At 71.9% G+C, this 13,937-nt stretch carries 13 protein-coding genes and 1 pseudogene; 7 read left to right on the plus strand and 7 right to left on the minus strand.

The genetic code is table 11. From position 1 onward, the window contains the following. Positions 1–42 precede the first annotated feature (42 nt). Entirely contained in the window at positions 43–453 is a 411-nt protein-coding gene (locus tag NFX31_RS02985; RefSeq protein WP_091478482.1) for a pyridoxamine 5'-phosphate oxidase family protein, read from the plus strand. On the opposite strand, the gene NFX31_RS02990 is transcribed toward NFX31_RS02985, so the two are convergent. The 3 genes and pseudogenes from NFX31_RS02990 to NFX31_RS03000 form a co-directional block, all read right to left on the minus strand. Further along, the gene (locus NFX31_RS02990) at positions 454–1,356 is read right to left on the minus strand and encodes a universal stress protein (protein WP_262956751.1); all 903 of its coding nucleotides are present in this window, start codon (positions 1,354–1,356) and stop codon (positions 454–456) included. After that, a pseudogene (locus tag NFX31_RS02995) lies at positions 1,353–2,818 on the minus strand (amino acid permease). The gene NFX31_RS02990 and the pseudogene NFX31_RS02995 overlap by 4 nt, the downstream one beginning before the upstream one ends. 168 nt (positions 2,819–2,986) lie before the next feature. After that, positions 2,987–4,453 (minus strand): aminotransferase class I/II-fold pyridoxal phosphate-dependent enzyme, encoded by a 1,467-nt coding sequence (locus NFX31_RS03000; RefSeq protein ID WP_262956752.1) that lies wholly within the window; start codon positions 4,451–4,453, stop codon positions 2,987–2,989. A gap of 79 nt (positions 4,454–4,532) precedes the next feature. Between NFX31_RS03000 and NFX31_RS03005 the strand changes: the two genes are divergently transcribed. Then, positions 4,533–5,426 (plus strand): LysR family transcriptional regulator, encoded by an 894-nt coding sequence (locus NFX31_RS03005; RefSeq protein ID WP_262956753.1) that lies wholly within the window; start codon positions 4,533–4,535, stop codon positions 5,424–5,426. Between the two features lie 10 nt (positions 5,427–5,436). On the opposite strand, the gene NFX31_RS03010 is transcribed toward NFX31_RS03005, so the two are convergent. After that, positions 5,437–5,574: a hypothetical protein gene (locus tag NFX31_RS03010; protein WP_262956754.1), complete on the minus strand. Its 138-nt coding sequence runs from the start codon at positions 5,572–5,574 to the stop codon at positions 5,437–5,439. Positions 5,575–5,755: 181 nt separating this feature from the next. Here NFX31_RS03010 and NFX31_RS03015 point away from each other — a divergent pair, with 181 nt between their 5' ends. Both NFX31_RS03015 and NFX31_RS03020 read left to right on the plus strand, forming a co-directional pair. Further along, positions 5,756–6,649: a helix-turn-helix domain-containing protein gene (locus NFX31_RS03015; RefSeq protein ID WP_262956755.1), complete on the plus strand. Its 894-nt coding sequence runs from the start codon at positions 5,756–5,758 to the stop codon at positions 6,647–6,649. A 123-nt stretch (positions 6,650–6,772) separates the two neighbouring features. Then, a complete protein-coding gene (locus NFX31_RS03020) occupies positions 6,773–7,678 on the plus strand; it encodes a CPBP family intramembrane glutamic endopeptidase (RefSeq protein WP_262956756.1) in 906 nt (301 codons plus the stop codon). 6 nt (positions 7,679–7,684) lie between these two features. On the opposite strand, the gene NFX31_RS03025 is transcribed toward NFX31_RS03020, so the two are convergent. Both NFX31_RS03025 and NFX31_RS03030 read right to left on the minus strand, forming a co-directional pair. Continuing rightward, on the minus strand, positions 7,685–8,794 hold the full coding sequence (locus NFX31_RS03025) for a fatty acid desaturase family protein (protein WP_045251604.1): 1,110 nt from the start codon (positions 8,792–8,794) through the stop codon (positions 7,685–7,687). Positions 8,795–8,931: 137 nt separating this feature from the next. Then, positions 8,932–9,975 (minus strand): zinc-dependent alcohol dehydrogenase family protein, encoded by a 1,044-nt coding sequence (locus NFX31_RS03030; RefSeq protein WP_262956757.1) that lies wholly within the window; start codon positions 9,973–9,975, stop codon positions 8,932–8,934. A gap of 216 nt (positions 9,976–10,191) precedes the next feature. Here NFX31_RS03030 and NFX31_RS03035 point away from each other — a divergent pair, with 216 nt between their 5' ends. Beyond that, a complete protein-coding gene (locus NFX31_RS03035; RefSeq protein ID WP_091478469.1) occupies positions 10,192–11,460 on the plus strand; it encodes an ammonium transporter in 1,269 nt (422 codons plus the stop codon). Positions 11,461–11,464: 4 nt separating this feature from the next. Then, positions 11,465–12,067: a hypothetical protein gene (locus tag NFX31_RS03040; protein ID WP_045251607.1), complete on the plus strand. Its 603-nt coding sequence runs from the start codon at positions 11,465–11,467 to the stop codon at positions 12,065–12,067. 42 nt (positions 12,068–12,109) lie between these two features. Here NFX31_RS03040 and NFX31_RS03045 read toward each other — a convergent pair whose 3' ends face one another. Continuing rightward, complete coding sequence (locus NFX31_RS03045; RefSeq protein WP_262956758.1) at positions 12,110–13,057, minus strand: endonuclease/exonuclease/phosphatase family protein; 948 nt, start codon at positions 13,055–13,057, stop codon at positions 12,110–12,112. Between the two features lie 90 nt (positions 13,058–13,147). Between NFX31_RS03045 and NFX31_RS03050 the strand changes: the two genes are divergently transcribed. After that, a complete protein-coding gene (locus NFX31_RS03050) occupies positions 13,148–13,900 on the plus strand; it encodes an AAA family ATPase (protein WP_045251608.1) in 753 nt (250 codons plus the stop codon). Positions 13,901–13,937: the final 37 nt, after the last annotated feature.

Below are 13,937 nucleotides of genomic sequence, written 5' to 3' on the forward strand. Positions count from 1 at the left end.
TTCGGCCCATCGTCGGCGGCGAGGGCGGATCATCATCGGGGCATGGACATCGAAGAAGGACGGGAGCCGACACGGGCTCTCACCGAGAGCGAGTGCTGGGAGCGGATCCTCGCCGCGCCGTACGGCCGCATCGCCGCGGCCGCGGCGGACGAGATCGACATCTTCCCGATCAACCACGCGGTGCTCGACGGCGCGATCGTCTTCCGCACTGCGGCGGGAACCAAGCTGCTGGAGCTGACCATCCGGCAGCGCGTCGCGTTCGAGGTCGACGGCGCCGACGCCGCCGAGGCCTTCAGCGTCGTGGTCAAGGGCGAGGCGGAGGAGTTCGATCGTGACGCCGAGACCCTGGCTGCCGAAGACACCGGGGTCACGCCCTGGGCGCCCGAGCCGAAGGACCGGTGGGTGCGGATCACACCCACCGGCGTCTCCGGTCGGACGTTCCGTCGTCGCTGATCAGCCCCACGCCGCGGCGCGCGGCACGACGAGCGCCGGAACCGGGGAGTTGCGCACGATCTTCACGCCGTGCGAGCCGAGGAACACGCGGGCGAGCGGGTTCAGGCTGCTCGAGCCGACGACGAGGAGCTCGCCCTCGCCCCAGCCGATGTCGTCGATCGCGGCGGCCCAGGAGCCGCCGACGCCGATCACGGCGTCATCGACGCGCGGGCGGGGATCCAGCTCCTCGACCTCGTCGATGATCGCCGACGCGTGGCGCCGGATCTGCTCCACCCACTCGATCAGCACGGGGTCTTCGGCGCGGCCGCCCGCACCCGAGAGGATGCCGGTCTCGGCCTCGGGTCGCACCGCGAACGAGGCGATCCGCAGCGCGCCGCCGGCGCGGGCGGCGACCGTCGCTGCACCCAGGACCAGATCCTCCGCGGCCTCGGTCCCGCCGTAGCCGGCGGTGAGTCGCACGATCCGCGAGTCCAGGCCCGCGCGGTAGCCGACGGGCGCGATCGCGACGGGCACCGGCGACGCGTGCAGCAGGGCTTCGGACACGGCCCCGAGGGCGATGCGTCCCGTCTCGCCCTGGGCCGACGAGCCGAGCACGAGGGCATCGGGTGCCTCCTGCTCCGCGAGCTCGAGCAGTCCGCGCCGGGCCGACGAGGCCTCGTGCACGAGATAGCGCGCCTTCACCTGGCCGCCGAAGACGCTCGCGGCGTGGTCCAGCACCAGATCGGCGGCGGCATGGTGGTGCTCGCGCCATTCGTGGTCGACGCTGGCGCGCGACGGAGGCCAGGCCGACGCCACGACCGCGGCGACCACGAGATCGGTCTGCAGCGAGTTCGCGAGCTGAGCGGCGAGCGCGAGCACCGATTCGGAGCGGCGGCCGGTGTCGACGCCGACGAGGACGCTCATCGCTCGACCCCGTCGTGCGTGCCGGGCTGGCGCACCACGGCCGTGAACGGCACATCGGGGTCGCCGAGCTCGTTGCCCGGCTCCAGGATCGAGCGTCGTCGACCGTAGAAGAAGTAGAACACCAGGAACACGGCGACCCAGATCGCGAACACCGCGATCGTGATCGGGCGCAGCTGCGTGATGATCCAGATGCAGCCGAGGATCGAGAGGATCGGCGTGATCGGGTACAGCGGCACCTTGAAGCCGCGCTCCAGCTCGGGCTCGCGCACGCGGAGGATGATGAGGCCGACCGACACGACGAGGAAGGCGGCGAGGGTGCCGATGCTCGTCATCTCGGCGAGGAAGTTGATCGGGATCACGCCGGCGAGCACCGCGACCACGGTCGACACGATGATGGTGTTCTGGATCGGGGTGCGGGTGCGCTCGTTGACCTTCGCGAACACCTTCGGCACCATCCCGTCGCGCGCCATGGCGAACAGGATCCGGGTCTGCCCGTAGATCGTCACGAGGGTCACGCTGAAGATTGAGATCACGGCGCCGGCCGCGAGCACGGTGCCGGGCCAGGAACTGCCGATGACGTGGGTGAGGATCTCGGAGAGCCCGGCCTCCTGGTTCTCGAACTTCTTCGGATCCTGCGCCCCGATGCCCACCACGGCGACGCCGATGTAGAGCGTGATGACGACGAGGAGCGCCCCGATGATCGCCAGCGGCAGGTTGCGCCGGGGGTTCTTCGCCTCCTCGCCCGCGGTGGAGACCGCGTCGAGGCCGACGAAGGAGAAGAAGATCACGCCCGCGCCGGCCGCGATGCCGCCGATCCCGTACGGCGCGAAGTCGGCGAAGTGGTCGGAGTTCCACCCCGTGACGCCCACGGCGATGAAGAACAGCAGCACGGCGATCTTGATGCACACCATGATCGCGTTCGTCAGCACCGACTCCCTGGTGCCGCGGATCAGCAGGACCGCGCAGAGCGCGACCAGGATCACGGCGGGGAGGTTCACGACGCCGCCCTCCTCGGGGGCGTTGCTGAGCGCGGCGGGCAGGTGCCAGCCGAAGAGGTTCCCGATGAGCTCGTTCACATACTGCGACCAGCCCACGGCGACCGCCGCGGCGGAGACCGCGTACTCGAGCAGCAGGCACGCGCCGACGACCATCGCCGTGCCCTCGCCGAGGGTCGCGAACGCGTAGGAGTACGTGGATCCGGAGACGGGGACGGCCCCGGCCAGCTCCGCGTAGCAGAGCGCGGTGAGGCCGGCGACGATGCCGGCGATGACGAACGACCACACCACGGCGGGCCCCGCGAGCGGCACCGCCTGCGACATGATGAAGAAGATCCCCGTGCCGATCGTGGCGCTGATGCCGATCGCCATGAGGGGGAAGAGGCCGATCGTGCGTCTCAGCGGGAGTCCCCCGATTCTCGCGGGATCGGCTTTCGTCGCAGGAGCTGCTGGGCGATCGACGTCATGGTGCTGCGTCCTTTCAGGGCGGCGGCATCGTCGCGCGTCGCCCGCTCGTTCGGACCGGGACCGGTCCTGGCTGGTGTCGATCGGGGGTGCACCCACGGTAGTCCCACGGATCGCCCTCGCTCCACTCGAAGACGGCGGATCGTGGACGAGCGCCCGATCGACGAGGTCTAGCCGTGGTCGCCGACGACCACGCGCACCCCGTCCACGAGGGCGTCGACGGCACCGCGCACGTACCCGCCGGGCGTCGCCGCGATCCCGCGGAGGAACGCGATCGTCTCCGCCGTCAGCACTTCGCCGGGCAGCACGTTCGGGATCCCCGGCGGGTACGCCGCGAGGGAGTCGGCGGAGACGCGTCCGACAGCCTCGGCCGCCGGGACGACCTCGGTGTGCGCGAACGCCGCATCGCGGGGCCGCATCACCCCCGGCCCGGGCGACGGCAGCGACACGGACGCGGCGTCGTCGCGCGCGGCGAGGGCGCCCACGGGCTGCAGCGCCTCGAGCGCCGCCACGAAGCGGACCGGATCCGGTGTCGTTCCGGGGCCCACAAAGGCGACGATGCAGGATCCGGTCGAGATCTCGGTCATGATCCCGGCGGTGCGCAGCAGTTCCTCGCGCACCGTGTGCCCGTGCAGGCCCGCGGCGCCGACGTCGATCGACACCCGGAGGGGATCGTGGCCGACGATGTCGGGGAAGGCGTCGAAGCCGTCGCTCACGATCGGGAAGCGGTCGGTCGCCCGCACCGCGTCGCGCAGCGCCGCGGCCGCGGCGATCGATGCGCCGATGCGGTCGTGGCCGTCCTCGAGCGCCGCCCGCGCGAGGTCGAGCGAGGCGAGCAGCAGGGAGCTCGCGCTCGTGGACTGCGTGAACATGAAGGCGCGGTCGATGAGCGGCTCCAGCTCGTCCGCGTACGGGCTGTCGGCGAGGTGCAGCATGGCGGACTGGGTGAGGCTGCCGCCCATCTTGTGCGTCGACGAGACGACGAGGTCGGCCCCGAGTGCGATCGGGTTGGCGGGGAGCTCCGGGTGGAATCCGAAGTGCGCGGCCCAGGCGGCGTCGACGACCAGCGGCACGCCGGCCTCATGGCAGACGGCCGCGATGCCCTGCACATCGGCGACCGCGCCGAAGTAGCTCGGGCTGATGATGTAGGCCGCCTTCGCGTCCACGCCCTCGAGCGCTTCGCGCATGGCCTCGGGCGTGACCCCGTGGTTGATGCCGTGGTGGGCGTCGATCGTGGGCTGCACGAAGCGGGGGTCCAGTCCGCCGAGGATGATGCCGTCGAAGAAGCTCGAGTGCGCGCTGCGCTGCGCGACCACGATCTCGTCGGGGGTGCGGAACGCGGACAGGGCGAGGGCGGTCATGCGGTTCGCCTCGGACGCGCCGTTGGTGAGGAACCAGGTGCGGCGTGCGCCCCACGCCCGCGCCGCGGCCTCGCGCGCCTCCTCGAGCGGGTTCTCCCGGCCCTTGTCGATGCCGTCGAGCAGGGGCTCCACGTCGTAGCGCAGCACGTCCTCGCCGAAGAAGTCCGCGAGCAGGGGAGCGGCGGCGGGATCCGCGCTGTGCCCGGGCACGTTGAGGCGCTGCAGGTCGCGGGCGGCGAATCGGCGGAGGGCGTCGGCGTAGGGCGTGGTCGTCACGGATCGATTCTGGCGACGCGGGCTACGATGAGGAATAGAGACATATCTTCATTGATCGATACCCACTATGGAGCACGGCATGCTCGACCTGAGGCAGCTCAGAGCCCTGCGCAGCGTGGCGGAGGAGGGATCCGTCCTGCGCGCGGCGACGGCGCTGCACTGGAGCCAGCCGACGGTGACGCACCACCTCCGCGGTCTCGAACGCGAGCTGGGCGCTCCGGTCGTGACGAGTGGATCCGGCGGCACCCGGCTCACCCCGGTCGGCGAGGCGATGCTGCCGCACGCCGTGGCGATGCTCGACCGGGCCGAGCGCGCCGTCGACGAGGTGCGCGAGCTCGTCGCCGCGGGCCGGCGGCGCATCGCGATCGGCGTGTTCCCCTCCGCCGGAGCGCGCCTGCTGCCCCAGGTGGTGCGTGCGCTGCAGCAGGCGGGCTTCGAGCCCGTGGTCTCCGAGGCCGAGCTGGATCCGCTCATGGCGGCCGTCGCGGGGCTCCGCCTCGACGCCGCCATCGTGTACGACGCGCCGGGGCGGCCGACGATCCTGCCGCCCGGCTTCCGGATGATCCCGGTGCGCCAGGAGCACCTCGCGGTGATCGTGCCCCCCGCGCATCCCCTCGCCGGGCGCACGGGCGTGCCGCTCGCCGACCTCCGCGGCGAGGCATGGATCGCCGGCGCCACGGACGAGGATCCCGTCGACGCCGCACTCGCCCGGGCCGCGGAGCAGGCGGGGTTCGCTCCGCGGATCGCCATGCGCAGCGACGACTACGCGGTCGTGGCGGCGTACGTCGCCGCCGGGTTCGGGGTCGCGCTCGTGCCGGAGCTCGCGCTGCCTGCGCACCTGGACGCGGTTGCGACCGTGGAGATCGCCGACGCCGTGTTCGAGCGGCGCATCTTCCTCGTGACGGCGCCGACGGTGGACGCGTCCGCGCGCGCGGCACTGGAGCGGGCGCTGCGGGCCTCGGCGGACGCGTAAGCCGCGACCGTCATGGATCCGTCTCCTCGTCCGTCGCGGGCAGGTCCGCCGTCACCCACAGGATCACGGCCAGGTCCCAGGCCGCGCCTGTGACGATCGGCCGCCGCGGCGGGGTCGCATCGTCGTCCTCGGACGGGGCGTCGGGCATCTTTCATTCCCCTCGTGCCGCCCCCGGGCATGGGCAGCACGGCGATGCTAGGAGGTGCGCCTTCACAGCCGGACGGGCCCGGTGTGAAATCCCCCGGTCGCCGACGTTGGGGCGCTCGCGGCCCTCCGAGCGGCCGCCGTGTTGTACAACTGGGATCGGCGGGCTTCCCGGGGAGGTGGCTGTGGCGGACGAGTCGACGTCGGATCCCGAGACGTTTGCGGGCGCGCTGCGTCGCGCACTCGATCACAGGGGCCTGACGCTCACCGCCGTGCACGCGCTTCTCGCCGACCACGGCAACCCGATCTCGATCGCGACGCTCAGCTACTGGCGATCCGGTCAGCGCCGACCCGAGGCCGCCGCATCGCTCAGCGCCGTCGACGATCTGGAGCAGATCCTGGGCCTGGATCCGGGATCCCTGTCCTCGTTGGTCAACCCCACCGCGCGGCTGGGGGTGCAGCCGGAGCCGCTCGTGCCCTTCGAAGAGCGGGCGCGTCGGGAGACGGAGGAGACCTTCGCGGCGCTGGCCGCCGCCGCACAGGCGGACATCCGCGAGATCTCGACCCACATGACCGCCTACACGCATCGGGACGGGAGCGTGGACCGGACCGAGTTCGTCTCCGTGGTCCAGGTGGTGCGCGGCGTGGTCACGGAGCTGCCGCTCATCGACGTCGCGCCGGAGGAGACGGATGCGATGAGCAGGATCCTCGATGTGGTCGGAGGGCGTCTCGTGCGTGAGTACCAGCATCCGGGCCGCCTGGTCTCCGGCATCGTGATCGAGCTCGACGAGCCCGCGACCGCGGGATCCACGTTCACTCTGCAGTTCACCGAGGAGCTTCCGCGGGACTACCCCGCCCGGAGGAGCGCGTGGCATGCGACGGCGCGTCCGACCAAGGAGACCCTGATCCGCGTCGTCTTCCCCGAGGGGGCGGATCCCGATTGGTGCGAGGAGTACGTGGAGTCGGACACCGGCGACGAGGTGTGGGCGCAGCGGGCGGTCGTCCACGGTCGCATCGCGCACGCGATGCGGCACGGCTTCGGCCCCGGCGTCCTCGGGATCCGCTGGGGAGGATCATGAGCGTCCTGCCGGTGGACGCGTTCGCGGATGGATCTGGTGGCGGGGCGCGCCGGGTGGGACCATGAGACATGGCGAACGGCTGACCTGTCCTCGGGCCCCGTCGCTGGCGGAAAGGTCATCCTCATGGCTGTCGTCGGCAACATCGATCGTTCCTCCCCGGCGGTGCCGCAGGGCGTGATCGCCCGGCACCCGCTCACGGCGTACTTCGTGATCGCGTACCTCGTCTCCTGGGTCATCGAGGTGCCCGTCGCCCTGTCTGCGCAGGGCGCTCTGCCCGCACTCCCCAAGCCGGCCGTCGCGATCGCCGTGGTGGCGGCGACCTTCGGTCCGACCGTGGGCGCGTTCGTCGTGACCGCGGTGACGGACGGCAGGGCGGGTGTGGTGCGCCTGCTGCGCCGCTACGTCCAGTGGCGCGTCGGGATCCTCTGGTACCTGTTCCTGCTGATCGGCGTCCCGCTCATCGTGATCCTGGGCACGATCGTCGTGCCCGGAGCGCTGCAGACCTACCGGCCGATCCTCCCGGCCCTGCTGGCCGCGTACCCGCTCGCGTTCCTGATGACGTTCCTGCTCGGCGGGCCGCTGGGGGAGGAGCCGGGCTGGCGCGGGTTCGCCCTGCCGCGGCTCCAGGACCGCTTCGGACCGCTGCGGGGCAGCGTCCTCCTCGGCGGCCTGTGGGCCTGCTGGCATCTGCCGCTGTTCTGGAGCGGCGTGTGGACGCCGCCCACGATCGCCAACGTGGTCATGTTCGTGGTCATGATCACGGCTCTCACGATCATGATGACCTGGGTGTTCAACCACGCCGGCGGCAGCCTGCTGATCACGATGCTGATGCACGCCTCGTTCAACACGTTCGCGAACCGGGTGGCCTCGCCGCTGTTCCCCGCGCCGATCTTCGACGAGTACGGCCTGCTGCCGGTGCTCATCGGCTTCACGGCCACGGCGCTCGTGCTGATTGTCGCGACGCGCGGGCGCCTGGGGCTCCCGGTCGGCGAGCCCTCGCCGGGACTCGCCCGCGCGGAAGGATCCTGAGGGCGGTCAGGCCCGCCGGTACTGCGCCGTGATCGGGCAGTCGAACGGATCGCGCGCGGCCAGCCCGACGCGGTTCAGGTAGTCGATCACGATCGCGTAGGAGCGCCAGAGCGAGGTCTCGGTGTACGGGACGCCGTGCGTGTCGCAGAACTCGCGGACGATCTCCCGAGCCCGGCCGAGGTGCATCCGGGACATGCTCGGGAACAGGTGATGCTCCACCTGATGGTTCAGGCCGCCCATCAGCGCGGTCGCCCACCAGCCGCCGCGGATGTTGCGGGAGGTGCGCACCTGCTTCGTGAAGAAGTCCAGCCGGGCATCCGGCGCGATCACGGCCATGCCCTTGTGGTTGGGGGCGAACGAAGCGCCCATGTACACGCCGAACACCGCCAGCATCACCCCGACGAAAGCCGCCGCCTTGCCGAGCGGCAGCAGCAGGAAGATCGGGGTCAGCACGAGCGCGAAGCGCGCGGCGATCATGCCGATCTCGGCCCAGCGGCCCTTCACGGGCTGGCGTCCGACGAGGTGCCTGATCCCGAGGTAGTGCAGGTTCAGCCCCTCGAGGGTGAGGAGCGGAAAGAACAGCCAGCCCTGGCGGCGCGTGATCCACCGGCGCAGGCCCCGAGCCTGCGCGGCGTCCTCGTCCAGGAACGAGATCGTGTCGACCTCGATGTCGGGATCCTTGCCGACCCTGTTCGGGTTGGCGTGGTGCCTGCTGTGCTTGGAGTCCCACCAGGAGTAGCTCATCCCGACGACCGCGGCGAGGACGCGCGCGAGCCGGTCGTTCGCCGGCCCGCTCGCCAGGATCTGCCGGTGCGCCGCCTCGTGGGCGAGGAATGCGACCTGCGTGAACAGGATCCCGAGAGCCATGGCCATCAGCAGCTGGAACCAGCTGTCGCCGAGCAGCACCGATCCGGTCACGACCGCTCCGAAGCCCACCGCGACCGCCGCCCCGATCAGTGCGTAGAACCGCGGCGTGCGGCGCATCAGCCCGGTCTCCCGTACCACGCGCGAGACCTCGATGTAGGCGCGGGCGATCGGCGGGAAGTCCTCCTGCCGCGCGTACGTCTGGCGCACCGGTCCGAGCTGGGAGGGGGGACTGACGGAAGTGGAGGTCATGCGAGGCGCCTAACGGGTCTCCGGCCGGAGCCGGGCGGAAGCCAAGGGCGGGCGCCGTTCGCTGAGGCTCACGCTACGCGCACACGTATGCACCGGACGGCATGTGCGCGCGCGGCGGTGGCGTCCGAGGCGACCTCTCAGCCGGCCCGCTGCGGATCGATGATGGTCATGCCGGCCACGGTCGCACGGTCGAAGCCGGGCAGGAGCGCGGCGGCCTCCTCGAGTCCGATCGTGCGCTCGATGAGCCGCTGCGGGGTGAGGAGCCCGTCGGCGATCATCGACATCATCGCGGGGTAGTCGGCGGCGGCCATCCCGTGGCTGCCGAGCAGGTCGAGCTCCCAGCCGATCACGCGGTCCATCGGCACGCGGGGATGCCCGTCGATCGGCGGCAGCAGCCCGATCTGCACGTGCCGGCCGCGGCGCCGGAGGCCCAGGATCGCGTCGGCGAGGGTCTGCTCGCTGCCGACGGCGTCGACCGAGACGTGGCTGCCGCCGTGGGTCAATGCGCGGACGGCGGCGGGGATGTCCCGCCCGTCGGCGAGGAGGGTGTGCTCGGCGCCGACCTCGCGGGCCACCGCGAGGGCCTCCGGATTGCGGTCCACGGCGATCACCCTGGCCCCGTGCGCCTGTGCGATCATCACGGCGCTGAGGCCCACGCCGCCCGCGCCGACGACGGCGACCCACTCGCCCTCGCGTACCCGGGCGCGCCCGGCGACGGCCCGGAAGGCGGTGGCGAAGCGGCAGCCCAGGCTCGCCGCCGTCGCGAAGTCCACCTCGTCCGGGATCGCGACGAGATTCACATCCGCGGCGTGCAGGGCGACGACCTCGGCGAACGAGCCCCAGTGCGTGAATCCGGGCTGCTGCTGGTCGGGGCAGACCTGGGCGTTGCCGGATCGGCACCACTCGCAGCGTCCGCAGCCGCACACGAACGGCACGGTCACGCGATCGCCCACGCGCCACCGGGTCACCTCGGGGCCGACGGCGGCGACGGTCCCCGCCAGCTCGTGCCCCGGCACGTGCGGGAACGCGATGTCGTCGTGCCCGGCCCAGGCGTGCCAGTCGCTCCGGCACAGACCCGTGGCCGCGACCCTGACCAGGACGCCGTCGGCGGGCAGCTCCGGCTCCGCCACCGCTCGCACTTCGGGAACGGAACGGACCGCATCGAACACCACCGCGCGCATGACCACATCCTCTCAGGTCGCCGTGCCGCGGCGGCGGGGCGGGCGCGGGAGACGCACGGGAGGCGCCGGATCCGGATCCTGTAACGAGGTGTTCACGCGGCACGCCGATGCCGAAACGCCCCGGAAACACAGTGCGCGTCGAGGCGAAACGCGCCGGTGGGAGCCTTTCAGCACCCGACGCTGCAGGAGCGTTCTCACTGAGAGAGGAGCGGACCCATGGATCAGGGGAACACCGCCTTCGTTTTGATCTGTGCAGCCCTCGTGCTGCTCATGACGCCAGGTCTGGCGTTCTTCTACGGCGGCCTCGTCAAGGCCAAGAGCGTGATCAGCATGATGATGATGAGCTTCGGCGCGATCGGGCTCATCGGCGTGCTGTGGGTCGTCTTCGGCTACGCGATCGCCTTCCCGAGCGGCAAGGGCCTGATCGCCCCGTGGACCATCGACTGGTCCGCGATCGGCCTGAACAGCCTGCTCGAGGTGCCGAAGGGCGCCGCGTACCCGCCGCTCGCGTTCGTCGCGTTCCAGGCGACGTTCGCGATCATCACCGTCGCGCTCGTCTCCGGCGCGATCGCCGACCGCGCCCGGTTCGGATCCTGGATGGTCTTCGCCGGCATCTGGGCGACCGTCGTGTACTTCCCGGTCGCCAGCTGGGTGTTCAACTTCGGACTCAACAAGGACGGCAGCTACGCCTACGGCGGCTGGGTCACCAAGGGTCTGCAGGACATGCTCGGCGTGGGCGCGATCGACTTCGCGGGAGGAACAGCCGTGCACATCAACGCCGGAGCGGCAGGGCTCGCCCTCGCCCTGGTGCTCGGTCGTCGCATCGGCTTCCAGAAGGGCGCCGACGTGCCGCACAACCCGCCGTTCGTGCTGCTGGGCGCGGGCCTGCTGTGGTTCGGCTGGTTCGGCTTCAACGCCGGCTCCGAGCTCGGCGCCGACGGCACCGCCGCCATCGCGTTCGTGAACACGCTGGCCGCCCCCGCGGCCGCCCTGCTCAGCTGGCTCGTGATGGAGAAGATCCGCAACGGCAAGCCCACGTCGGTCGGCGCCGCGTCCGGCGCGGTCGCCGGTCTGGTCGCGATCACCCCGGCCTGCGCCGCCCTCACCCCGATCTGGGCGGTCGTCCTCGGCCTCCTCGCCGGCGCGGTCTGCCAGCTCGCGATCGACCTGAAGTTCAAGCTCGGCTTCGACGACTCGCTCGACGTGGTCGGCATCCACCTCATCGGCGGCATCATCGGAACGCTGTACCTCGGCTTCTTCGCCAACGGCACGGGCCTCATCTACAGCGGCAGCTTCGCGCAGCTCGCGGCCCAGGCGCTCGCCGCAGGAGCGGTGCTGGTCTACTCCTTCGCGCTCGCGCTCGTGATCGGCTTCGTGGTCCAGAAGACCATGGGCTTCCGGGTCAAGGACGAGGACGAGATCGCCGGCCTCGACACCGTGGTCCACGGCGAAGAGGGCTATGTCCTCATCGGAGCGCGGGTCTGATCCGATGACGACGGCAACCTTCGTTCCGGGGCCGGCCCCGACCAGGCTCACACGCCTGCGGGACCTGCCCCGGCGAGGGCTCGTCGCCGGCGGCGGACACGTCCGCGAGATCTGCGGTCAGTGGGGGGCGGGCGGGGAGCTGCACTGGATGCTCCAGCTCGTCGAGCTGCGCGGCCCGGAGGGGGTGCTGCACCTCCCGCCGGACGCGGCGCACGTGCTCGCCGGCATCGGCGGGCCCCAGGTGGGCGTCGGGCCGGGGGCCGCGGTGGGTCTGCGCAAGGAGCGCGTGCTGCACTACGCGGGGGCCTTCCTCGAACTGCGCCGCCCGCAGCTGCGCGCGGCCGAGCTGAGCCGGGTGCTGGTGCTCTCCTCGGTGCCGGCCAGGGCGACGCCCTCCCTCGTCTTCTCCGACCTGCACGGCACGACCCCTCTGCCGGCCGACGTGCGTGCGGTCGTGGTGCGTTCGGGGAGAGTGAGCGCGGGCGGTAGCACGGCGACAGCAATGGAGGCGCTGGTGCTGCCGGACGCGACTCGGAGCGACGGCGCGGTCGCTTCAGGACCCGGGGCCGTCGCTGACGACGCCCGGGTCCTCATGGTCGTCGGCTGACGGCCGGGGGCGGATCCGAGACCCGACGGATCCGCCCGGCTCTCAGCCCTGCAGCGCGGCGACGATCGCGAGATGGTCGCTGCGGCCGGCGGCGGTGGTCTTGGCGGCGGCCGAGGCGAATCCGCGCTGGAAGACGTGGTCGATCCGCACCGCCGGGAACGACGCGGGCCAGGTGAACGACGGCGCGAGACCGCCGAACCGCACCTCGCCGAGCTCCCGGGAGACGGCGGCGAGAGCCGGATCCGTCGACACCGCGTTGAAGTCGCCCAGCGCGATCGTCCGAGGGGTGCGATCCTTCCGGATCCGCTCGCCCAGGGCGGACAGCATGGCGTCGCGTGCACCCTGCGCGCCCGGCCGCAGCGACGCGGCGTGCACGGCGTAGACGCTCACCGCGCCGCCGGGTGCGTCCACCTCGACGCGCAGCGCGCGCTTCCAGCCGAGGCCCAGGTCGAGCGCCTCCTCGTCCACGATCGGGTACCGGCTCCACACGCCGACCGTGCCCACCCGGTAGGAGTGCGGGTAGGCGTCGGCGAGCTCGTCGGCGATCGCGGAGCCCGAGTCGCCGTCGAGCTCGGTGAAGGCCAGGATCGCGGCGCCGTCGGCGGCGAGGACACGCGCGGACTCCGCGCCCGTGCCGGATCCGGCCTCGACGTTCTGCGTGGCGACGAGCAGACGGCCGTCCGCCGGGGCCGGGTCGCCCTGCCAGGGCACGGGCAGGAAGCCCCACAGCGCCACCGTCCAGGCGACCAGGGGCACCGCCGCGGTCCACGCCGTGCGCGGCCTCACCACCAGCGCGCCGATCACGAGCGGGACGAGGACGAAGCCCAGCCAGGGCAGCGTCACGGCGATCGCGGTGCCGAGCGGTCCTGGCGCCGCCCCCAGCAGCACCATCGCCGTCAGCAGCACGCTCGTCAGAAGCAGCGCGACGACCGCACCGCGGCGCGGCGTCGCGCGCCTCGTCCCGGTCGGTTCGCTCGTCGCCTGGGTCATGCGTCCATCCTTCCGGCTCCGTTCTGGGCAACGCCTGACGGTCGCGTGTCGGCGACGACCCGCAGAATGGATCCGAGTCCGAGGAGTGAGATGGATCCGTTCTGGGAGCCGCGCAGCCGGCGCCGCCGGCAGCAGCCGGTCGTCGCGGTGCGTCCGGCGGACGACGCTCCGGCGCCCGGCGGAGAGTGGCCGGCGAGCATCCCGGCGGTGGCCCAGGTGCTGCGCGAGGGGATCGACCTGGATCCCGGCATCACGTTCCTCGTGGGCGAGAACGGCAGCGGCAAGTCGACCATCGTCGAAGGGATCGCCGTGGCCTACGGGCTGTCCCCGGAGGGCGGCTCGCGTCAGGCCCGGCACAGCACGCGCGCGACCGAGTCTCCGCTGTCGGAGTGGCTGCGCATCCAGCGCGGCGTCGGGGCGAACCGGTGGGGCTTCTTCCTGCGGGCCGAGACGATGCACTCGTTCTACACCTATCTGGAGGACAACCCGTCGAAGGGACCGGAGCCGCGGTATCACGAGATGAGCCACGGCGAATCGTTCCTCGCGCTGCTCGAGACCCGCTTCGACGACCCGGGCTTCTACTGTCTCGACGAGCCCGAGGCGGCGCTGTCGTTCTCGTCGACCCTGAGCCTCATCGCGGTGCTGCGGAGGATCGCGGACGAGGGCGGCCAAGTGCTCTGCGCCACGCATTCGCCGGTGCTCGCCGCCCTTCCCGGCGCGACGATCCTCGAGGTCGGGGATTGGGGGCTGCGCCCGGTCGAGTGGCAGGATCTGGAGCTCGTCCAGCACTGGCGCGCGTTCCTCGACGCGCCCGCGCGGTACACCCGGCACCTGCTGGACTGAGGCCTGCCGGCTCGCGTGGCGCCGGTGGGTGCCGTCG

The sequence above is a fragment of the Microbacterium azadirachtae genome (assembly GCF_025583665.1).
GTDB lineage: Bacteria > Actinomycetota > Actinomycetes > Actinomycetales > Microbacteriaceae > Microbacterium > Microbacterium azadirachtae.